The organism is Nocardia sp. CC227C, from assembly GCF_030767025.1.
Lineage (GTDB): Bacteria > Actinomycetota > Actinomycetes > Mycobacteriales > Mycobacteriaceae > Nocardia.
Map to the genome: position 1 here is coordinate 349,025 of NZ_JASITE010000003.1, position 20,462 is coordinate 369,486.

At 69.1% G+C, this 20,462-nt stretch carries 20 protein-coding genes; 14 read left to right on the top strand and 6 right to left on the bottom strand.

Annotated elements, in window-relative coordinates:
* The first annotated feature begins 114 nt into the window (after window positions 1-114).
* The 6 genes from alr to QMO76_RS07450 all read left to right on the top strand — a co-directional run bounded on the left by alr (window position 115) and on the right by QMO76_RS07450 (window position 4,373).
* On the top strand, window positions 115-1,266 hold the full coding sequence (gene alr, locus QMO76_RS07425) for an alanine racemase (protein ID WP_306360640.1): 1,152 nt from the start codon (window positions 115-117) through the stop codon (window positions 1,264-1,266).
* A complete protein-coding gene (gene tsaE / locus QMO76_RS07430) occupies window positions 1,259-1,708 on the top strand; it encodes a tRNA (adenosine(37)-N6)-threonylcarbamoyltransferase complex ATPase subunit type 1 TsaE (RefSeq protein WP_306360437.1) in 450 nt (149 codons plus the stop codon). The genes alr and tsaE overlap by 8 nt, the downstream gene beginning before the upstream one ends.
* Before the next feature lie 189 nt (window positions 1,709-1,897).
* On the top strand, window positions 1,898-2,605 hold the full coding sequence (gene tsaB / locus QMO76_RS07435; protein ID WP_306360438.1) for a tRNA (adenosine(37)-N6)-threonylcarbamoyltransferase complex dimerization subunit type 1 TsaB: 708 nt from the start codon (window positions 1,898-1,900) through the stop codon (window positions 2,603-2,605).
* On the top strand, window positions 2,602-3,099 hold the full coding sequence (gene rimI, locus QMO76_RS07440) for a ribosomal protein S18-alanine N-acetyltransferase (RefSeq protein ID WP_306360439.1): 498 nt from the start codon (window positions 2,602-2,604) through the stop codon (window positions 3,097-3,099). The genes tsaB and rimI overlap by 4 nt, the downstream gene beginning before the upstream one ends.
* Entirely contained in the window at window positions 3,096-4,127 is a 1,032-nt protein-coding gene (tsaD, locus tag QMO76_RS07445; RefSeq protein WP_306360440.1) for a tRNA (adenosine(37)-N6)-threonylcarbamoyltransferase complex transferase subunit TsaD, read from the top strand. Before rimI ends, tsaD begins: the two co-directional genes overlap by 4 nt.
* Window positions 4,128-4,235: 108 nt before the next feature.
* Complete coding sequence (locus tag QMO76_RS07450; protein ID WP_306360441.1) at window positions 4,236-4,373, top strand: hypothetical protein; 138 nt, start codon at window positions 4,236-4,238, stop codon at window positions 4,371-4,373.
* Between the two features lie 54 nt (window positions 4,374-4,427).
* Here the strand turns inward: QMO76_RS07450 and QMO76_RS07455 are convergent, their stop codons facing one another.
* Window positions 4,428-5,963, bottom strand: coding sequence for an Hsp70 family protein (locus QMO76_RS07455; RefSeq protein ID WP_306360442.1), 1,536 nt, complete (start codon window positions 5,961-5,963; stop codon window positions 4,428-4,430).
* A gap of 642 nt (window positions 5,964-6,605) precedes the next feature.
* Here QMO76_RS07455 and groES point away from each other — a divergent pair.
* Window positions 6,606-6,908, top strand: a complete 303-nt coding sequence (gene groES / locus QMO76_RS07460) for a co-chaperone GroES (protein WP_029923772.1) — start codon at window positions 6,606-6,608, stop codon at window positions 6,906-6,908.
* 184 nt (window positions 6,909-7,092) lie between these two features.
* The gene (gene groL / locus QMO76_RS07465) at window positions 7,093-8,703 is read left to right on the top strand and encodes a chaperonin GroEL (RefSeq protein WP_306360443.1); all 1,611 of its coding nucleotides are present in this window, start codon (window positions 7,093-7,095) and stop codon (window positions 8,701-8,703) included.
* Window positions 8,704-8,878: 175 nt separating this feature from the next.
* Here groL and QMO76_RS07470 read toward each other — a convergent pair whose 3' ends face one another.
* The 3 genes from QMO76_RS07470 to QMO76_RS07480 all read right to left on the bottom strand — a co-directional run bounded on the left by QMO76_RS07470 (window position 8,879) and on the right by QMO76_RS07480 (window position 10,399).
* Window positions 8,879-9,190, bottom strand: a complete 312-nt coding sequence (locus tag QMO76_RS07470) for a hypothetical protein (protein ID WP_306360444.1) — start codon at window positions 9,188-9,190, stop codon at window positions 8,879-8,881.
* 1 nt (window position 9,191) lies between these two features.
* The gene (locus tag QMO76_RS07475; RefSeq protein ID WP_306360641.1) at window positions 9,192-9,767 is read right to left on the bottom strand and encodes a sigma-70 family RNA polymerase sigma factor; all 576 of its coding nucleotides are present in this window, start codon (window positions 9,765-9,767) and stop codon (window positions 9,192-9,194) included.
* A gap of 338 nt (window positions 9,768-10,105) precedes the next feature.
* Window positions 10,106-10,399: a WhiB family transcriptional regulator gene (locus tag QMO76_RS07480; protein WP_029923776.1), complete on the bottom strand. Its 294-nt coding sequence runs from the start codon at window positions 10,397-10,399 to the stop codon at window positions 10,106-10,108.
* 577 nt (window positions 10,400-10,976) lie between these two features.
* On the opposite strand from QMO76_RS07480, the gene QMO76_RS07485 reads away from it, so the two are divergent.
* From QMO76_RS07485 to QMO76_RS07495, 3 genes are all read left to right on the top strand, one after another.
* A complete protein-coding gene (locus QMO76_RS07485; protein WP_306360445.1) occupies window positions 10,977-11,921 on the top strand; it encodes a hypothetical protein in 945 nt (314 codons plus the stop codon).
* A 129-nt stretch (window positions 11,922-12,050) separates the two neighbouring features.
* Window positions 12,051-12,632, top strand: a complete 582-nt coding sequence (locus QMO76_RS07490) for a sigma-70 family RNA polymerase sigma factor (RefSeq protein WP_143982713.1) — start codon at window positions 12,051-12,053, stop codon at window positions 12,630-12,632.
* Window positions 12,625-13,773, top strand: coding sequence for an anti-sigma-D factor RsdA (locus QMO76_RS07495; protein ID WP_306360446.1), 1,149 nt, complete (start codon window positions 12,625-12,627; stop codon window positions 13,771-13,773). Before QMO76_RS07490 ends, QMO76_RS07495 begins: the two co-directional genes overlap by 8 nt.
* Before the next feature lie 279 nt (window positions 13,774-14,052).
* On the opposite strand, the gene QMO76_RS07500 is transcribed toward QMO76_RS07495, so the two are convergent.
* Window positions 14,053-14,466 (bottom strand): DUF5319 domain-containing protein, encoded by a 414-nt coding sequence (locus QMO76_RS07500; protein WP_029923780.1) that lies wholly within the window; start codon window positions 14,464-14,466, stop codon window positions 14,053-14,055.
* A 270-nt stretch (window positions 14,467-14,736) separates the two neighbouring features.
* On the opposite strand from QMO76_RS07500, the gene guaB reads away from it, so the two are divergent.
* Complete coding sequence (gene guaB / locus QMO76_RS07505; protein WP_306360447.1) at window positions 14,737-16,251, top strand: IMP dehydrogenase; 1,515 nt, start codon at window positions 14,737-14,739, stop codon at window positions 16,249-16,251.
* Between the two features lie 382 nt (window positions 16,252-16,633).
* Window positions 16,634-17,767 (top strand): GuaB3 family IMP dehydrogenase-related protein, encoded by a 1,134-nt coding sequence (locus QMO76_RS07510; RefSeq protein ID WP_306360448.1) that lies wholly within the window; start codon window positions 16,634-16,636, stop codon window positions 17,765-17,767.
* A gap of 103 nt (window positions 17,768-17,870) precedes the next feature.
* On the opposite strand, the gene QMO76_RS07515 is transcribed toward QMO76_RS07510, so the two are convergent.
* Complete coding sequence (locus QMO76_RS07515; protein WP_306360449.1) at window positions 17,871-18,668, bottom strand: alpha/beta fold hydrolase; 798 nt, start codon at window positions 18,666-18,668, stop codon at window positions 17,871-17,873.
* A 176-nt stretch (window positions 18,669-18,844) separates the two neighbouring features.
* Between QMO76_RS07515 and guaA the strand changes: the two genes are divergently transcribed.
* Window positions 18,845-20,437: a glutamine-hydrolyzing GMP synthase gene (gene guaA / locus QMO76_RS07520; protein ID WP_306360450.1), complete on the top strand. Its 1,593-nt coding sequence runs from the start codon at window positions 18,845-18,847 to the stop codon at window positions 20,435-20,437.
* The last annotated feature ends 25 nt before the right edge of the window (window positions 20,438-20,462 follow it).

Genomic DNA, 20,462 nt, shown 5'->3' on the forward strand with positions numbered 1-20,462 from the left:
GCCCGCGTGCCGCGAGACTCGGGCGGTACCGCCCGAGTCTCCCGGTGCGAGCAGCGTGCCGACGGACTGACGAGCGGCGGGTGTGAGCGGAAACGCAGCGGGCGGGATGGCAGGATCGAGGCCGTGAGTACGCCCGAACCGCAGGTGGAGACCGTCATCGATCTGGATGCCATCGCACACAATGTGCGCATCCTGGCCGAGCGTGCCGGGGACGCCGCCGTCATGGCGGTGGTCAAGGCCGACGGATACAACCACGGCGCGGTCGAGGTGGCGCGCACCGCGCTGGCCGCGGGGGCGCGGGAGCTCGGGGTGACCACGGTCGCCGAGGCGGTGACGCTGCGGGAGGCGGGGATCACCGCGCCGATCCTGTGCTGGCTCAATACCTCCGATACCGATTTCGCGCCCGCGGTGGCCGCCGATATCGAGATCGGGGTGTCGTCGGTGCGGCATCTGGAGGCCGTCGCCGACGCCGCGCGGCGGGTCGGGAAGACCGCGACGGTCACCCTGAAGGTGGATACGGGGCTCAACCGCAATGGCGTCTCGGTGTCGGAGTACCCCGAGGTACTGCGGCGGCTGCGGGAACTGGTGGACGCGGAGGTCGTGCGCTTCCGAGCGATATTCTCCCATCTGGCCCTCGCCGATCAACCCGACCACCCGGCCAACGACAGCCAGCGCGAACGCTTCCTGGAATACATCGCGGCCGCGAAAGAGCAAGGGCTGCAACCGGAACTGGTGCACATCGCCAATGCCGCCGCCACCCTCACCCGGCCCGACCTCGCCTTCGACATGGTGCGTCCCGGCATCGCCGTCTACGGACTGTCCCCGATTCCCGAACTCGGCGACTTCGGGCTGCGCCCCGCCATGACGTTGCGCGCCCGCGTCATCCTGGTGAAGAAGGTCGCTGCCGGAGAAGGCGTTTCGTACGGGCACGAATGGATCGCCGACCGCGACACCACCGTCGCGCTCATCCCCGCCGGCTACGCCGACGGCATCTGGCGACCGCTCGGCGGGCGGTTCGACGTCCTGCTCGGCGGCCGCCGCCGACCCAATATCGGCCGCATCTGCATGGACCAGTTCGTGGTCGACCTCGGTGACAATGCCGAAGGCGTCCGCGAAGGCGATATCGCGGTGCTCTTCGGCGGCGGCCCCGGCGAACCGCACGCCCAGGAATGGGCGGACGCGCTCGGCACCATCCACTACGAGGTGGTGTGCTCACCGCGCGGCCGCGTCGCCCGCCGCTACATCGGAGGAACCGCGCATGCATGACGCCCGTGGACACCGCACCCTACCCACGGTAAAGGACACCGAGGCGCTGGGGCGCGAACTCGCCGCACAGCTGCACGCCGGAGACCTCGTGGTGCTCGACGGTCCGCTGGGCGCGGGTAAAACCGCCCTCACCCGCGGCATCGCCGCCGGGCTCGGTGTGCAGGGCCGCGTGAGTTCCCCCACGTTCATCATCGCCCGCCAGCATCGCGCCGGCGCCGCACCGGGTGCGGTCGGCCTGGTGCACGTGGACGCCTACCGCCTCGGCGGCGACCTCGACGAACTCGATGCCCTCGACCTCGACACCGAACTCGATGACGCCGTCGTCGTGGTGGAATGGGGTCTCGGTGTGGTCGAGCACCTGGCCGAACGCCACCTGCGCGTGCTGCTGCGCCGCGAACCCGAATCCGACACCCGCACCGCCGAATGGGAATGGGTGGGGTAGGCACCGGCCCGCGCCCGCAGCAGCAGCTCTGCCACCACTCCGCTGGTTCGCGGCGCGTCCCGGTTCTGGACTGAGTGGAGCGGGGGAGCGAAGCGGAGGAGCGGAGGGAGGGAAGAATCGGGACCTTCAGCGCCGCGAACCCGCCGGAGCGAAGCGGAGGCAATTGAACACAGTACAGTTGGATCAATCATGTTGGTACTGGCTGTCGACACCGCGACTCCCGCCGTCACGGCGGGACTGGTGGAACTGGATCCGGCGGAGGCCGGTAGCACACCTCGAACAACCACGGTCGCCACTCGGGTGACCGTGGACGCCCGCGCGCACAACGAGGTGCTGACCCCGCAGATCCTCGCCTGCCTCGCCGAATCCGGGCGGGCCCGCGGCGATATCGGCGCGGTCGTGGTCGGGGTCGGCCCCGGACCGTTCACCGGGCTGCGGGTCGGCATGGCCACCGCCGCCGCGTTCGGGGACGCGCTCGGCGTACCGGTGCACGGGGTGTGCAGCCTGGACGCCATCGCCGCCGACACCGAGAGCTATCTCGCCGAGGCGCAGGATCCGGTCGAACTGCTGGTCGTCACCGATGCCCGCCGCCGCGAGGTGTACTGGGCCCGCTACCGCGCCCTGTCGGCGGAGAATCCGCGCGGCCGCGTCACCGGGCCGGAGGTGTGCAAACCCGCCGACCTGGACACCAGCGGCGCCACCGTGATCGCCGGATCGGCCTCGCATGTGGACTACTTCGATCTGCCGGTGCTACCGGTGGAGACGCCCTCCCCGGCCGGGCTGGTGCGCTGCGCCGCCCGCGACCTGCTCTCCGGAGCGGCACCGGAACCGCTCACCCCGCTCTACCTGCGTCGGCCCGATGCGGTGGAACGCAGCTACGCGCAGGTGGGTCGATGATCCGCGTCGAACCGATGCGGCCCTCCGATATCCCCCGCTGCGTCGAACTGGAACACCTGCTGTTCCCCGAGGACGACCCGTGGCACGAGGTGGCCTTCCGCTCCGAGCTCGCCGGACCGCACAACCGCTACATCGTCGCCCGTGACGGCGACGGCCGCATGGTCGGCTACGCGGGCATCGCCCTGCTCGGCAACCGGGAATACCCGGAGGCCGAGGTGCACACCATCGGCGTCGACCCCGGACAGCAGGGGTTCGGCATCGGCACCGCACTGCTGGAGGCCCTGCTCGGAGAGGCCGGGCGGCGCGGCGGACCGGTCTTCCTGGAGGTGCGCACCGACAACGCCGCCGCCATCGCGCTGTACGAGAAGCACGGTTTCCACATCATCGGCCTGCGCAAGAACTACTACCAGCCCAGTGGCGCGGACGCGTACACCATGCGTCGCCCCGCCATGACCGGCTTCCCGCAGCCGCAGGACACAGAGGTCTTCTCATGATCGTGATGGGTATCGAAAGCTCCTGTGACGAAACGGGAGTCGGCATCGTGCGCTGGCTGCCCGACGGGAGCTGCGAACTGCTCGCCGACGAGGTGGCCTCCAGTGTCGACCAGCACGCGCGCTTCGGCGGCGTGGTGCCGGAGATCGCGTCACGCGCCCATCTCGAGGCCATCGTGCCCGCCATGCGCCGGGCGCTGGCGGCCGCCGGTGTGGACCGGCCGGACGCCCTCGCGGTGACCATCGGCCCCGGCCTCGCCGGTGCGCTGCTGGTCGGGGTCGCGGCCGCGAAAGCCTATGCGGCGGCGTGGGATATCCCCTTCTACGCGCTCAACCACCTCGGCGGGCACGTCGCCGTGGACACCCTCGAGCACGGCCCCATGCCGCCGTGCGTGGCGCTGCTCGTCTCCGGCGGGCACACCCACCTGCTGCACGTGACCGACCTGGCCGCGCCCATCGCGGAACTCGGCAGCACCGTCGACGACGCCGCCGGGGAGGCATTCGACAAGGTGGCGCGACTGCTCGGCCTCGGCTATCCGGGCGGTCCGGTGCTGGATCGCATTGCGGCGGAAGGTGATCCGCACGCCATCGGCTTTCCGCGCGGCATGACGGGGCCGCGCGACCCGCGCTACGACTTCTCGTTCTCCGGACTGAAGACCGCCGTCGCGCGCTATGTCGAAGCGGCGCAACGGGAGAACCGCGAACTGCCGATACCCGATATCGCCGCCTCCTTCCAGGAGGCCGTGGCCGATGTGCTCACCATGAAGGCCGTGCGCGCCGCCCAGGATGTCGGCGTCGACACCATCGTGCTCGGCGGTGGCGCGACCGCCAACTCCCGCATCCGCTCGCTCGCCGAAGAGCGTTGCACCGCCGCCGGTCTCACGCTCCGCGTACCCAAGCCGCGATTGTGCACCGACAACGGTGTCATGATCGCCACCCTGGGCGCGCACGTGATCGCCGGCGGCGCGCGGCCCTCCGAGCTCACCGTGGCCACCGACCCGGGCTTGTCGGTCGCGACCAGCCAACTCTGACGGTCCGCCTGCCCCCAGTCATCTGGGCAGGGGATCTGCTGTCTGGGAGCGTGATTCCGGCACCGATACCGTGCGACCTACGTGGGTACCGAGGTGTCTGGAGTCGGGATGTGGTTCAAACGTGTGGTGGCCGCCGTGCTGGCGGGTGGGGCGCTCGCGCTGCCGGGATTGCTGGGGTCGCCGACCGCGCCCGGTGACACACCGGTCGAGCGGGACGCGGTGGTGGAGATTCGGATCGGGCGGTGAAGCGGTCGCGTCGGGACCCGGCGACCAGGTGATCGCCGCTGTCGACTGCCGCGTTCAGTGACCGGTTTCGAGCGGGGCGTTGACGCTGCCCGCGCCCGCGGAGCCCGAGTTGGATCGCGGGATTCGCGGCGCGGCGGGCGTGGTGGGGGCCGTCGTGCCCGGGCTCGTGGTGCTCGGGCCGGTCGTGTTCGGGGTCGTCTCGTTCGGGTCTGGTTCGTCCGTCGGGCTGACGGGGGTGCCGAGGAACGGGCCGAAAATGCGGGGGAGCTCGGCCGGGAAGGGAATCTGCGGTAGACCGGGATCCGGGCGCAGCGGCGGGGGCGATTGCGCGGGCGTGGTGGGCGTCGGCCGCGGACCGGTGGAGGTGGCGGGGTCGTCGTCCGCATCCGGTGTGGTCGCCGGTGTGCCCGTGGTGGGCCGGGTGTCGTCGCGGTTCTGGGTCATGGGGGCGGTGCCCGGTGCGGTGGTCGTCGGCGTGGTGGGGTCCAGCTGTTCGCCGCTGGTGGTGCCGACGGGGGAGTAGTCGCGGTCCTCGGGGACGAGTTCCTTGACGCCGTAGCCGACGACCAGGCCGACCACCACGATCGCCCCGGCCAGCGTGCCCGCCAGTTTGGTGAAGGTGCCGACCGACGCGTCGGTGCCGCGGCCGATCACGGTGAGCGCCGTCGGCTGCGCCGAATCCGCCACCAGCGCGGCGCCTTTCGCGATGGCCGCCTCCGGCTCCGGCACGGTGCACACCGGCACGTCGAGCTGGCCTTCGAGCTCCCGCACCACGGCCGGGACATTCGCGCCGCCGCCGATCACCGCCACGCACTGCGGGAACTTCGGGGCCCGCGCGAAGACGCCGCGCGCGAACACCGCGAGCTCCCGCAGCAGATCGGCGATGAGTTCGTCGAAATCCTTGCGGGTGAGCTTGAGCGGCTGCCCGGCCACATGGTCGATGGTCACGGCCTGCGCGATGGCCAGATGCTCCTTGGCGGCCCGGCTGCGGTTGAGCAGCATGCCGCGATTGGGGCGGGTGCCGCGCCTCGCCAGATGGCAGTCCAGCAGATGCTGGAGGATCAGCTCGTCGATGGCGTTGCCGCTGATGGCGGTGGTGCGCTCGGAGCGGAGCACGGTGTCGTCGGCCTGATCGGCCACCGTGACCGTCGCCCCGGCCGCGCCGAGATCGATGATGGCGATCGTCTCGTAGCGCTCCAGCATGCCGGTGTGCCGCAGATAGGCGAGCGCCGCACCGGATTCCGGGATGAGCCGAACGTCGCGGCGCTGCCGCCCGATGGCCGAGCGAATGGTCTGCGCCTGCTCTCGGTCGCGGTAGGCCACCGCGATGTCGCCGGGCGGGGTGTGGTCGCCGTGCCGGGTGGCCGAGAGTGCCGAGGAGTGCGTGCCGACGGGATGGACGATGTCGCGGGACAGCTGATGCGTGGTCATCAACTCGATCGAGGACGCTACGAGATCGCCGAGATCGGAGTGGGCCGTATCCGCGGTGACGACGCGGTAGTCGAAGTGCAGCACGCCGTTGGGAGCGGTGGCGACCGTCGCAGAGCACACCACTTCACTCCCGGCCGAGATGCCGAGGGATGTTCGCATGTTCACCTCCCTTCGAGCGGATGGTCCTGGTGTCGCCGACCATCTCGAACGGACTGCGGAGCCGTCGCGTGGATGGCGAGCGACCCCGAGCTACGGATCCGGCGGGTCCGTGTCCGATGGGGCATCGGAACCAGCCGTCGATCACTTGCGGTCTTGCTCTCGTCTCAGGTTTCTGCGCGTTGCCGCGCAGGGGGTGAAGCACTCTGTAACTCTCGTCGGAACGCAGGATAGGGGCCGTACCGTGCCCCTCTCGAGGCCGTGCGGTGCCCTTGTCTCGCGACCGTCGTCAATAATGTCACGATCCGTTATCCGAACGTTACAGATTTTCGTTTTTCTTTGAAAGACCTCAGATTCCTCGGCCCGTGGCTCGGTGTGTCGCGTTTTCGCTGGGCTGGCGTCCAGTCGGGTTCCCGGTGTTCGGCGACCGGTAGCAGAGCCCAGCCTTGAGCGCTGGCACTCGCGTGTATAGAGTGCTAGGTGGCACTCGCGCTTGTGCTTCGAGTGTCGGCATTGACTACTGAGCAGGGGCTCCGGCACCCGCGACGACGGCGCCGTGCTCGGCGGTCAGCAACGTGACCGAAACCGTGAGTCCGGGGAACCGCCCCGGGCGAAGAAGAATCCCCTGAAAGTGGAGGGCTCAACGTGGCGAGCGTGAACATCAAGCCGCTCGAGGACAAGATCCTCGTCCAGGCCAACGAGGCCGAGACGACGACCGCCTCCGGCCTGGTCATCCCCGACACGGCGAAGGAGAAGCCCCAGGAGGGCACCGTCATCGCCGTCGGCCCGGGCCGGTGGGACGACGAGGGTGAGAAGCGGATTCCGCTGGACGTCAAGGAAGGCGACGTCGTCATCTACAGCAAGTACGGCGGCACCGAGATCAAGTACAACGGCGAGGAGTACCTGATCCTGTCGGCGCGCGATCTGCTGGCCGTCGTCACCAAGTAACGCCCAACTCTCCGGGGCCCGCAGGGGCTCGCCCTGCACCCCGAGCGTTGCCGCCCCGGTGTCGCGGCTGGTCCCCAGCCACCGACCCGGGGCGGAGTGCGTTTCTCACGACCCACCCGACTTCCCTTCGGGGGCGCGGGGGCGACGCCCCCGAATACCTCCGACCCACAGGAGTAGGAACCACATGGCAAAGCAGATCGAGTTCGACGAGAAGGCTCGTCGGGCTATGGAACGCGGCGTCGACAAGCTCGCCGACGCCGTCAAGGTCACCCTGGGCCCGCGCGGCCGGCACGTGGTGCTGGCCAAGGCGTTCGGCGGCCCGACCGTCACCAACGACGGCGTGACCATCGCCCGCGACATCGATCTCGAGGACCCGTTCGAGAACCTGGGCGCGCAGCTGGTCAAGAGCGTCGCCACCAAGACCAACGATGTCGCCGGCGACGGCACCACCACCGCCACCGTGCTGGCCCAGGCCCTCATCAAGGGCGGCCTGAAGAACATCGCCGCGGGTGCGAACCCGATGGTGCTCGGCAAGGGCATGGAGAAGGCCGCGACGGTCGTCTCCGAGGCGCTGCTGGCCGCCGCCACCCCGGTGACCGACGAGAAGTCCATCGCGCAGGTCGCCACCGTGTCCTCGCGTGACGAGGAGATCGGCGAGCTGGTCGGCAAGGCGCTCACCACCGTCGGCAAGGACGGCGTGGTCACCATCGAGGAGTCCTCCTCGCTGCAGACCGAGGTCGTCATCACCGAGGGCGTGCAGTTCGACAAGGGATACCTGTCGCCGTACTTCGCCACCGATCCGGAGACCCAGGAGACCGTCTTCGAAGACGCCTGGATCCTGCTGAACCGCGAGAAGATCAGCTCGCTGCCGGATCTGCTGCCGCTGCTGGAGAAGATCGCCGAATCCGGCAAGCCGGTCGTGATCATCGCCGAGGACGTGGAGGGCGAGGCGCTGTCCACCCTGGTGGTCAACGCGATCCGCAAGACCCTCAAGGCCGTCGCGGTCAAGGCCCCGTTCTTCGGCGACCGCCGCAAGGCGTTCCTGGACGACCTGGCCATCGTCACCGGCGGCACCGTGGTCAACCCCGAACTGGGCATCAACCTGCGTGAGGCCGGACTCGAGGTGCTGGGCAAGGCCCGGCGCGTGGTCGTCACCAAGGACGAGACCACCATCGTCGAGGGCGCGGGCGCCCAGGACGCCGTGGACGCGCGGGTCGCCCAGCTGCGCAAGGAGATCGAGCACACCGACTCCGACTGGGACCGCGAGAAGCTCGAGGAGCGGCTGGCCAAACTGGCTGGCGGCGTCGCGGTGATCCGGGTCGGCGCGGCCACCGAGACCGAGCTCAAGGAGCGCAAGTACCGCGTCGAGGACGCGGTCTCCTCCGCCAAGGCCGCGGTCGCCGAGGGCATCGTCGCCGGCGGCGGTTCGGCGCTGGTGCAGGCGTCCACCAAGCTGGTCGAGCTGAAGGACTCGCTCTCCGGTGACGAGGCGGTCGGCGTCGAGGTCGTGCGCCAGGCGCTGCTGTCCCCGCTGTACTGGATCGCCAGCAACGCGGGCGTGGACGGCGCGGTCGTGGTCGCCAAGGTCTCCGAGGGCAAGGAGGGCTTCAACGCCGCCACCCTGTCCTACGGCGATCTGGTTTCCGAGGGCGTTGTGGACCCGGTCAAGGTGACCCGTTCCGCCGTCGAGAACGCCACCTCCGTGGCGCGCATGGTGCTCACCACCGAGAGCGCCGTGGTCGAGAAGCCGGTCGAGGAAGAGGCCGAGACCGGCCACCACGGTCACGCGCACTGAGCGTGACCCGCGTGCGCTGAGCACGCGCTGACGGATCGAGGCCCCCGAGACGGAATCCGTCTCGGGGGCCTCGTCGTCATCGGCCGTGCGGGGTTGTCATCGGCCGTGCGGGCAGCAGCGCGGCCGGAGCACGGAGAGCGAACTGGGCGGGCGACCTGTTTCGCGGGCAGCCGGATCAGTCGTTGACGGCGTGGTTGTGTCCTTTGCCGTTGCGGTCTGCGGCGCGGGTCAGGGAGATGACTGTCGCGGGGGCCTGGTCGGCGGCGATCGCGTGCAGGACGCGGTCACGGAGAGCGGCGGGTGGTGCGGTGGCCGAGGCGGCTGCGAACAGCGCCAGGGCTTCGCGTGTCTGCTGCACTTCGAGGGTGAAGTCCGCGCGCAGCGCCGGGTCGCCGGCATCCAATAGCCGCTGCACTGCGCGCTGATCTTCGTCGCCGATCGATCCGAGCGCGACAGTGTGCGCGAGATCGATCTGGCTTTCGTTCATCTCACGTCACTCCCAAACTTTTCTTGAGTCTCGTCAGTCCATCCCGAATACGGGACTTAACGGTAGGTAACCCTACGCCCAGATAGGCCGCCACCTCGGCATATGTCCGTCCACCGAAGTATGCGAGGGAGATCGCCTCCCGCTGGGTCTCCGTCAGTGTGGCAAGGCCCCGCAGCACCGCCTGCTGTTCGAGCCTTCGGCCTACTTCTTCGGTGACTTCATCGAATTCGTTACCGAGGGTGCTGGTTCCGTAGGCGACCTCGCGCTGGGCATGGGCCTGTTCGGCGCGGACGCGATCGACCGCGCGACGATGGGCGAGGGTCATCAGCCAGGTAACGGCCGAACCCTTCGCCGGATCGAAATTCGCCGCCGTGCGCCAGATCTGGAGGTAGACCTCCTGTGTGGTCTCCTCGGCGTAGCCGGGATCGTGCAGCACCCGTAGGACGAGCCCGAATACCCGCGCGCTGGTGCGGTCGTACAGCTCGGCGAACGCCTGCTGATCCGACTGCCCGCAGCGTTCGAGAAGTGCGGCGAGTTCGAGGCTTTCGGCTGCGCGAGCCGTCACCGCAGAGTCCACGCTGGGTGGGACGGCGCTCTGGAAGGAGTCGCCCTCTGCGGCCGGCGGCCGCGTTGTCACAACGCTCCGTTCTGTGTCATCGGCCACTACCGTAGCGTGCCGCTATGACCTCCTCTCGGCGGGGGTGGAGGCAAAATGGCTGTCGCCCAGCGTTTTTCGGACAATTCGCCCAACTCGCACTTCAACTTTCGATGACACGCCGTGAGCGTTGAGCCCAACCCGTCCGCGCTGAGCAGTGGCCGGTTGTTTGCTAGGAATTCGAGGCACCGCGGCGCGCGGATGGGAAAGAATCCGAAGTCACACGGTGTGCACAGCCGTCACGGAGCGCTGCGTCCGCCTCACGCGACAACACGTCGCCGATTCCGGCGCGCGTGCATCTCTCGTTCCGTTTCCGACATTCCGCCCCAGATGCCGTAGGGCTCGCTGACCTTCAGGGCGTGCGAGCGGCACTGCATGAGGACCGGGCAGGCGCGGCAGATCTCCTTCGCCCGCATCTCGCGCTGGGCGCGAGCGCGGCCGCGCTCGCCGTCGGGATGGAAGAACACCGACGAATCCTGCCCGCGGCAGGATCCCCGCATCTGCCAGTCCCAGACGTCCGCGTTCGGACCAGGGAGGTGGGTCGGCATAGGCATGTGAACTCCTCAGGTGCGAGCTCGTCGGCATTGTCGAGCGGGTGCTGGTGTGGCATAGGGCCGCATCACAATTCTTCGCGCGGCGCCGATGGCGGCGATGTCGTACGTTAGGACGAACAATGAAATGGCGTCAATAGCCTCACTCGCTGTATTGGGAATACCAGCACATTCGAGAATTAACGTGCCTGCTATTTACAAAGCGCGGTCCTACGGCGATACTGATCGGTTGCCCAAGTGACCGAGGAGCGCGGGGGCGGCGTTGATGGCGGTGAAACTGCAGCTCACGGCATATTTTCCGGCACGGTGAGCAACGTTGCGGTGTCATGTGCACATGTGGCTATGGGTGATCTCAACCATTGCGGGCCGCTTTATCGGTGGGGGTGAGATGGCCGCTTCGCGGCTGTCAGGTAAATAATGCGATACGCATACGAATTCCATACGAACGTGCTGGGGGATTGCGAGCACAGATTTACCCAACGGAAACAGAGCGGGTACTTCGAATGCTGAGAGTTAGCTGTCGGATTGTGCTATGTCGGGCATCGGCGGCCGCGCTCGGCCGCACCGATAGAGTGCGGCCGTGCCTGTGCTCGAAGTGAACTCCGTACTCGCCGAATCGGCTTTCGGCGGTACTCCCGGCCGCGCTGCCACCGGGTTGCCGACCCCGGCCGACGCGACCGAATCCTGGCTGCGCGCGGTGGCGCTCGCCGGCGTCGGGCACTACGCGGCGGCCCGCACCGAACTGGCCCGCACCCGGCGGCGCAGCCGGGATCCGATCCTGCGCTCCCTCACCCTCAGCACCGAAGCCTCGTTTCTGCGCCAACTCGGCTGGCACGCCCTGGCCGCCACGCTGGACGGCCGCGCCGCCGGCCTCGTCCTGCCCGATGCGGACCCGGCCGACCGCGGCCCGGACGATCACGGTCCGGGCCACCTGGAGGGTGGCGGCGACCGCGCGCTGGCGGACGCGGCCCGCCACGAGGCGGTTTGCGACGCGTTGACCGGTTTGGCCGCGGACGCCCTCGGCACCGGCCGCCCGGAGCTCGCCGCCCGGCTGCTGCGACGTAGCCGCCGCCACCTCGACGCCCTGCCCGCCGACTACCAACCCGCCTGGCGGCCCCGTATCCGCCTGCACTGGGTCAGCGCCGAAACCGCCCTCTGCGCCCCCGGCGCGGGCCTCGTCGCCGTTCCCGGACCGGTTGCCGACATTCCGGCGGCAGTCGATCCCGCCCTGGCGCACGCCGAGGCGGCCCTGGCGCTGGCGGAGCGGTCGCCGTCGGTTCGGCACCGGGTGAAGTCGGGTCTGCTCGTGGCCGCGGCGACGGCCGCCGGGGGTGATGTCGATCGCGCTCGGGAGATGGCCGGAAATGTCGCTGAGCGGAGTCGGATCTTCGGGTTGCTGCCGCTGCGATGGGCCTGCGCAATGCTGCTGTCGGGCCTGGATTCGGCCGGTCGTGGGGCGGATGAGGCGGCGGCGTGCGCGGTGTTGCTGGCCGCACGGGGCGGGCGATTGCGAACGGCCGCCTGACATCCGAACCTCGCACGCGAGTGACCCCGATCTCGCGCCGCCCGCTATTGTTGGACCGTTCCGCCCCCTCGCGGAAGCACGCGCCCAAGGCTGACGTGCCACTTCGTAACGCCAGGAACAGCTCTGACGATGAAGAACACGGGTGAGGAGTTGGACCCCGCCGTCGTCGCTGCCGCAGCGCAGGGCGACCGGTCTGCCCTCTCCCAGGTACTGGAGAGCATCCGCCCACTGGTGGTCAAGTACTGCCGTGCGCGAATCGGAGCCGCCGAACGCGGTCAGCTTTCCGCGGACGATGTGGCTCAGGAGGTATGTCTGGCCGTCATGACCGCCCTGCCTAGGTATCAGGATCAGGGCAGACCGTTCATGGCGTTCGTGTATGGCATCGCCTCCCACAAAGTCGCCGACGCCCATCGCAACGCCGCCCGTAACAAGGCGGACGCCATGGCCGAAGTACCGGATGTCATATCCACCGACCAGGGGCCGGAGCAGCGAGCTCTCGATTCCGAAACGAGTCGCCAGATGAACAAGCTGCTGGCGACGCTTCCGGAGAAGCATCGAGAGATTCTGATCCTGCGCTTGGTCATGGGTTTGTCAGCTGAAGAAACCGCAACCGCCGTGGGCAGTACGGCGGGCGCTATACGGGTCGCCCAGCATCGGGCGCTCGCGAAACTCAAGTCGCAAGTGGCGAGGGCAGGTGAAATGTATGGCTAGGGATGGCGAGCGCGGTCGGGGCGACTGGAAGGCGCGATCTGGATCGCAGAACAGCGGTCCCTACGCCGAGGCGTCCGGTGACACCGGGCCGGTGGACATCGCGGCGGTACGCCGTGATGACGAGCTGATCGAGGCCATTGCCGGTGACGGCGCGGTCCAGACCAGCAGCACGGACGAGTATCAGCTCGCGTCGCTGCTGGCCAACTGGCGGGCCGAGATCGTCAACGAGCCGATGCCGGCCGGACCGGACCTGGATGCCATCGTCGCCGCGGTGAACAAGGAGGTCGGCGTCCGGGAGGCGCGGATCGGGGCCTCGGGCAGCAGGCGACTACGGCTGGTTCGTCCCATCGCCGGTGCGGCGGCCGCCGTCGCCCTGATCATGGGCGGTCTGACGGCGTTCTCCTACGGCGCCGAGCCGGGCGACGCGCTGTGGCCTTTCAAGGAGGTCGTGTTCTCCGAGCAGGCCCAGACCACCGTGGTGAACCGGGCCGGCAACGATATGGCGCAGGCGCAGCAGTTGATCGACGAGGGCAAGCCCGAGGCGGCCAAGGTGCTGCTCGAGCGTGCCAACGGCAATGTCGGCCAGGTCGACGACACCGGCAAGCAGAACGATCTGCGGCAGCAGTGGGAGCGGCTGGTGGTGCAGTTGCAGCAGCGGGCCCCGGAAATCGCGGAGTCGCTGCTACCCAGCACCACCAAGGCGGCCGAACCGGGCGGATCGGAGCCGACGACGAAGCCGGGTGGCGGTGTCACCACGGCGCCGGACACCTCGGTGACCACCGAACCGTCCGTGGATCCCCGGATCCTGTCCACCCAGCCGGATACCGACGGCACGACGGAGCCGAGCGATTCCGCGACGACTCCGGACGAGCCGACCACGGATCCGTCGGTGCCGAGCACGGACCCGACGGAGCCGACGGACCCGACGACGGACCCGAACGTGCCTCCGACGACGGTCCCGACGGCACAGCCCACCACCACGGTGGTGGTGCCCACCGGTCTTCCGCAGCAGCCGACACTGCCGCCCACCGGTGGCGGCATCTCGGATCTGCCGTCGGTGCCGGGCACGGAGGTGGTGCCGACGGGCGGCGGGTTCGTCCCGCCGACCCAGCTGCCCACCCCTCCGGGCGGCACTCGCTGAGCGGTCGCCGCTGACAATCCGATAGGGGATCCGAGCCGCTCGCGGTGGGGATCCGCCGATTCCGACGCCGGGCTGTCCGTCCGGCGGATCGATTACGCACCACCCGATCGCCGACCGGCGGTCGGCTTTTCGTATCCACGCCGCGCTGCTCGTGGCGACACGATGCGGACCCGCGCCGTTCCCGAGTGGGAGGCGCGGGCCTACACCTGTATCAGTCGGTCCGGTGCACGGCCGGAATGCCCGCTTCGATCGGGAGGGTCACCCGGGGCGACCGTCGATTCAGACGTCGAACCCGTCGAACCCGTCGCCGTGCAGCGCCTCGTTCATCGAGGCATCGGCGTAACCGCGGCAGTAGTCCCACGTGACGTAGGCTTCCGGGGTCGGGTCGTACGCGGGTTCGTGCGGGCGCACCGTACCGTCCACCAGTAGCTGGAGCAGGTTGGCGCGCAACATATCCCAATCGTGGTAGTGATCCTGCCGACAATCCTCGCAGCTCACCACGAGTCCGCGGATGCCGCGGTGCGCCAGCAGCGCCTCGTACACCGCGAGATCGGCGAGATCTTCCTCGACCGCTAGGCGCTCGTGAGGATCCAACGGCTCCCCCGGCTCGATGGCATCGAGCGCGGCCGACGGGTCGGAGGGATCTCCGGCGAATGGATCCGGCGGCAGGCCAGGTGGTAGATGGTCACGCACAGGTCCACGGTACGCAGAGATGGCCCTTCCGCGCCAGCGCTGACACCCATTTGCCCTTACATAACTGGTTCCATCGCGCAAATCCGGCGCTATCGACACACCCCGCTCCGCCGCCCGCGGCGCAGCGGAGGGCACATCGAGCGCGACTTTGCACGACCGATACCATGGACGGGCAGATGCCGGGTAGCGATCTTCGGTATCGAAACCAATCCATTCGTCCGCCGGGTCCTGCTCCGGTGGGCATGCCGAGGTCCAGGAGGGGTCGATCCGATGAGCAGTCCCGTGACAGGCGGCGACGATCCGAACAAGATCGCCATGCTCGGGCTGACGTTCGACGATGTGCTGCTGCTGCCTGCCGCGTCCGACCTCATCCCGAGTTCCGTCGATACCTCCAGCCGGTTGACCCGGGAGATCTCGCTGCGTACGCCGCTGGTGAGTTCGGCCATGGACACCGTCACCGAGGCGCGCATGGCCATCGCCATGGCGCGGGCGGGCGGCATGGGCGTGCTGCACCGCAATCTCTCCGTCGAGGCGCAGGCCGCCCAGGCCGAGACCGTGAAGCGGTCCGAGGCGGGCATGGTGACCGATCCGGTCACCTGCCGACCCTCCGACACCCTCGCCGACGTGGACGCCATGTGCGCGCGGTTCCGCATCTCCGGTTTGCCGGTGGTCGACGACGCCGGAATCCTGGTGGGCATTATCACCAATCGGGACATGCGCTTCGAGGTCGACCAGAACCGCGAGGTCGCCGAGGTGATGACCAAGGCCCCGCTGATCACCGCGAAGGAGGGCGTGACCGCGGAGGCCGCGCTGGGCCTGCTGCGCCGCCACAAGGTGGAGAAGCTGCCGATCGTGGACGGCAACGGCAAGCTGCGCGGACTCATCACCGTCAAGGACTTCGTCAAGACCGAGCAGTACCCCAACGCCACCAAGGACCGCGACGGTCGACTGCTCGTCGGCGCGGCCGTCGGCGTCGGCGAGGACGCCTGGTCGCGCGCCATGACGCTGGCCGACGTGGGTGTGGACGTGCTGGTAGTGGACACCGCGCACGGCCACCAGTCGGGCGTGCTGCAGATGGTGCAGAAGGTCAAGGCCGAGGTCGGCGACCGGGTGCAGATCATCGGCGGCAATATCGCCACCCGCGCCGGCGCCAAGGCGCTGGTCGAGGCCGGTGTGGACGCGGTGAAGGTGGGCGTCGGCCCCGGCTCCATCTGCACCACCCGCGTGGTCGCAGGGGTCGGCGCGCCGCAGATCACCGCCATTCTCGAGGCGAACGCCGCGTGCAAGCCGCACGGTGTGCCGGTGATCGCCGATGGCGGCGTGCAGTACTCCGGTGATATCGCCAAGGCCATCGCGGCCGGTGCGTCGACCGTGATGCTGGGCTCGCTGCTGGCCGGTACGGCCGAGTCGCCGGGCGATCTGATCCTGGTGGGCGGCAAGCAGTTCAAGAGCTACCGCGGAATGGGTTCGCTGGGCGCCATGCAGGGCCGTGGCGAGGCCAAGTCGTACTCCAAGGACCGCTACTTCCAGGACGATGTGCTGTCGGAGAAGAAGTTGGTGCCCGAGGGCATAGAGGGCCGGGTGCCGTTCCGCGGCCCGCTCGACACCGTGATCCACCAGTTGGTGGGCGGCCTGCGCGCCGCCATGGGCTACACCGGCTCGCAGTCCATCCCGGACCTGCAGGCCGCCCAGTTCGTGCAGATCACCGCGGCGGGCCTCAAGGAATCGCACCCGCACGACATCACCATGACCGTCGAAGCCCCCAACTACACCACCCGCGCCTGACGCGGAACCACCCCACCCGCCGCAATGCTCCAACCCCACGGTGCAGCAACCCCCGTGCTCCAACCCGCGGTGCACGACCTCGCGATGCACACCAACCACGCGGCGCTCCACCCCGCAGTACTCAAAGATCGACAACCCTCGGTACTTCACCCCCAGTTCCCACCCCCGCAGTACTCCACTCCCGGCCCCCAGCCGAACGCTCCCGATTCGCGGCGCGTCCCGGTTCTGGACTGACGGAGCGGGGGAGCGAAGCGGAGGAGCGGAGAAGGGAAGAACCGGGACCTCCAGCGCCGCGAATCGGGAGCGAAGCGGAGGCAAAACAAACACAGCCGCGAATCCGCCCGGAGCGCAGCGGAGGGCAATCAAACACAGGAGGAAACCGATGCGCGATATGGTCGAGATCGGCATGGGCCGGACTGCCCGGCGCACTTACGAACTGGACGATGTCGACATCGTTCCCTCGCGGCGGACCCGCTCGTCGAAGCAGGTGTCGCTGGCGTGGCAGCTCGATGCCTACCGCTTCGAGATCCCGTTCCTGACGCATCCGACCGATGCGCTGGTCTCGCCGGAGTTCGCCATCGAGCTCGGTCGCCACGGTGGTCTGGGCGTCATCAACGGTGAGGGCCTGTGGGCTCGGCACGCCGATGTGGAGGCCAAGATCCAGCAGCTGACCGAGGTGGCCGAGAAGGAGGGCACGGAGGCCGCCGTCGCGCTGCTGCAGGAGCTGCACGCCGCCCCGATGCAGCCGGATCTGCTGGCCGCCGCGGTGGCGCAGGTGCGGGCCGCCGGTGTCACGACCGCGGTGCGGGTGAGCCCGCAGAACGCGCGCACGCTGACCCCGGCGCTGGTGCAGGCCGGTATCGACCTGCTGGTGGTGCACGGCACCATTATCTCGGCCGAGCATGTGGGCGATGGTGAGCCGCTGAATCTCAAGACCTTCATCGCCGAGCTGGATGTGCCGGTGGTGGCGGGCGGTGTGAGCGATCACCGCACCGCGCTGCACCTGATGCGCACCGGCGCGGCGGGTGTCATCGTCGGCTACGGCTCCATGCAGGGCGCGACGTCGACCGGCGAGGTGCTCGGTATCGGCGTGCCGATGGCCACGGCCATCGCCGACGCCGCCGCCGCGCGCCGCGACTACCTGGACGAGACCGGCGGCCGCTACGTGCACGTCATCGCCGACGGCGACATTCTCACCTCGGGGCACGTGGCCAAGGCCATCGCCTGCGGTGCGGACGCGGTCATGCTCGGCGTTCCGCTCACCCTGGCCGCGGAATCTCCCGGCAGGGGCTGGTTCTGGCCGTCGGCCGCCGCCCACCCGTCGGTGCCGCGCGGCGCCCTGCTGCCCTACGCCATCGACGAGGAGCGCGTCCCCCTCGCCCAGGTCCTCGACGGCCCCTCCAACGACCCCTTCGGTTCCCTCAACCTGGTCGGCGGCCTCCGCCGCTCCATGGCCAAGACCGGCTACTGCGACCTGAAGGAATTCCAGAAGGTCGGCCTGAACGTCAGGGCGTGAGCCCAGCCCGCCGAGCAACAGCCGCCCGGAGCGCGACACCAGTCCCGCTCCGGCCGCACTGCACCACACCCCTTCGACCGCCGCGCGGCTACTCGCGCTGAAGTCACGGAGTGGCGGACCAGCCCAGCTGGCGGAGGAAGTTCAGGATGGCGGTGTTCACCACGTCGGGGTGGGTCATGTTGACGGTCTGGCGGGCACCTTCGATTTCCAGGTAGCGGGCGTCGGGCAGGCGGGCGGCGAGTTCACGGGCGTTGGCGCGGGAGATTCCGCTGTTGGTGGGGTGGATAACCAATGCGGGACAGGTGATTTCGGGTAGTCGGTCGAGTACCGAGTCGCGGCCGAGCAGGCATCCGGCGGCGACTTCGGTGGCGTGGTGGTCGCGGGCGAGCCAGCGTTTCACCCAGACGGCGCGATACCAGGCGTCGTCGCCGATGAGCCACTCCGCGAGATGTTCGGCGAGGGCGCGGCGGGGGCCGTCCTCGTACCATTTGTCCAGGAAGCGACGGGCATTCGTGAGTTCCAGCGTGGAGGGTTCGTGTGCCTCGGTGCTGATGAGGATGAGTGCCGCCACGCGTTCGGGGGCCAGCAGTGCGGTGCGCAGTGCGGTGAATCCGCCCTGTGAGGTGCCGCCGATGACGGATCGTCGCACGCCGAGTTGGTCCAGTACCGTCAGCAGGTCGCGGGCGCAGGTCCAGTAGGTGAAGGGCAGGCCCTCGTCCCGAGTGCGTCCATGCCCGCGCGCATCCCAGGTCACGATGCGGAACTCGGGTGTCAGTGCCGCCTGCTGTGACGCGAACATCGTTCGGTCCATGAGGAATTCGTGCCCCAGCAGCACTACCGGTCCATTGCCCCCGCTGTCCTCGTAATGGATTTCGGCATCGATCGCATGGGCGAATGGCACGAACGATAAGGATAGTCACGGCCGGTGACAGAGATCGATGCTTTTGCCCCGTGCGGGGGGCGCGGGCGGCGTGCCGAGCCACCCGATTTGTGTGTCTTGAACTGAATGTGTCGATCATGGGGCGGGCCGGTGCGCCCGACAGATGTGTGTCCTGTATCGCTCACTAGACTGATCCGGTGGCAGAAACCCAGCGACCAGTCCTTGTCGTCGACTTCGGCGCGCAGTACGCGCAGCTGATCGCGCGCCGGGTGCGCGAGTGCAGTGTCTACTCCGAGGTGATTCCGCACACCGCGACCGTCGAGGAGATCGCCGAGAAGCGGCCCGCCGCCGTGATTCTGTCCGGCGGCCCGTCGAGTGTGTACGCCGAGGGCGCGCCGCGGCTGGACGCGCGGCTGTTCGACCTGGACGTGCCGGTCTTCGGTATCTGCTACGGCTTCCAGGCCATGGCGCAGGCGCTGGGCGGCACGGTCGCGCACACCGGAACCCGTGAATACGGCCGCACCGAGATCAATATCGACGGCGGCGTGCTGCACGGCGGCCTGCCGACGCACCATCCGGTGTGGATGAGCCATGGCGACGCCGTCACCGACGCCCCCGAGGGCTTCGACGTCACCGGCACCACGCCCGGCGCGCCGGTCGCCGCGTTCGAGGACCGCGCCCGCAAGCTGGCCGGTGTGCAGTACCACCCGGAGGTGCTGCATTCGCCGCACGGTCAGCAGGTGCTGAGCCGCTTCCTGCACGAGATCGCCGGGATTCCCGCCGCGTGGACGCCCGCCAATATCGCCGAGGCGCTCGTCGCCGATGTGCGCGAGCGGATCGGCGACGGCCACGCCATCTGCGGCCTGTCCGGCGGCGTCGATTCCGCCGTCGCCGCCGCCCTGGTGCAGCGTGCCATCGGTGACCGGCTGACCTGCGTGTTCGTCGACCACGGGCTGCTGCGCGCGGGTGAGCGCGAGCAGGTGCAGCGGGATTTCGTCGCCGCGACCGGCGCCAAGCTGGTGACCGTCGACGCGGTGGAGAAGTTCCTCGGTGAGCTGAAGGGCGTCACCGACCCGGAGGAGAAGCGCAAGATCATCGGCCGGGAGTTCATCCGCGCCTTCGAGGACGCGGTCGCCGAGGTGGTGAAATCCGAAGGTGAGGCGGCGGCCTCGGGGAGCTCCGCGGGCTCCGCTCCCGCGGTCGAGTACCTGGTGCAGGGCACGCTCTACCCGGATGTGGTGGAGTCCGGCGGCGGCGCGGGCACCGCGAATATCAAGAGCCACCACAATGTCGGCGGTCTGCCCGACGACCTGGAGTTCTCCCTGGTGGAGCCGTTGCGGCTGCTGTTCAAGGACGAGGTCCGCGCCGTCGGCCGCGAGCTGGGGCTGCCCGAGGACATCGTCGCGCGCCAGCCCTTCCCGGGCCCCGGCCTGGCCATTCGCATCGTCGGCGAGGTGACCGCGGACCGTCTGGAGCTGCTGCGCCAGGCCGACGCCATCGCCCGCGAGGAGCTGACCGCCGCCGGTCTGGACGGCCAGATCTGGCAGTGCCCGGTGGTGCTGCTGGCCGATGTGCGCAGTGTCGGCGTGCAGGGTGACGGCCGCACCTACGGCCATCCGATCGTGCTGCGGCCGGTGTCCTCGGAGGACGCCATGACCGCGGACTGGACTCGCCTGCCCTATGAAGTGCTGGAACGCATTTCGACTCGGATCACCAATGAGGTGGCGGAGGTCAACCGGGTGGTGCTGGACGTGACCTCGAAGCCGCCGGGGACCATCGAATGGGAGTGAGCGCCGGGCGCTGAGCACGGTGTGG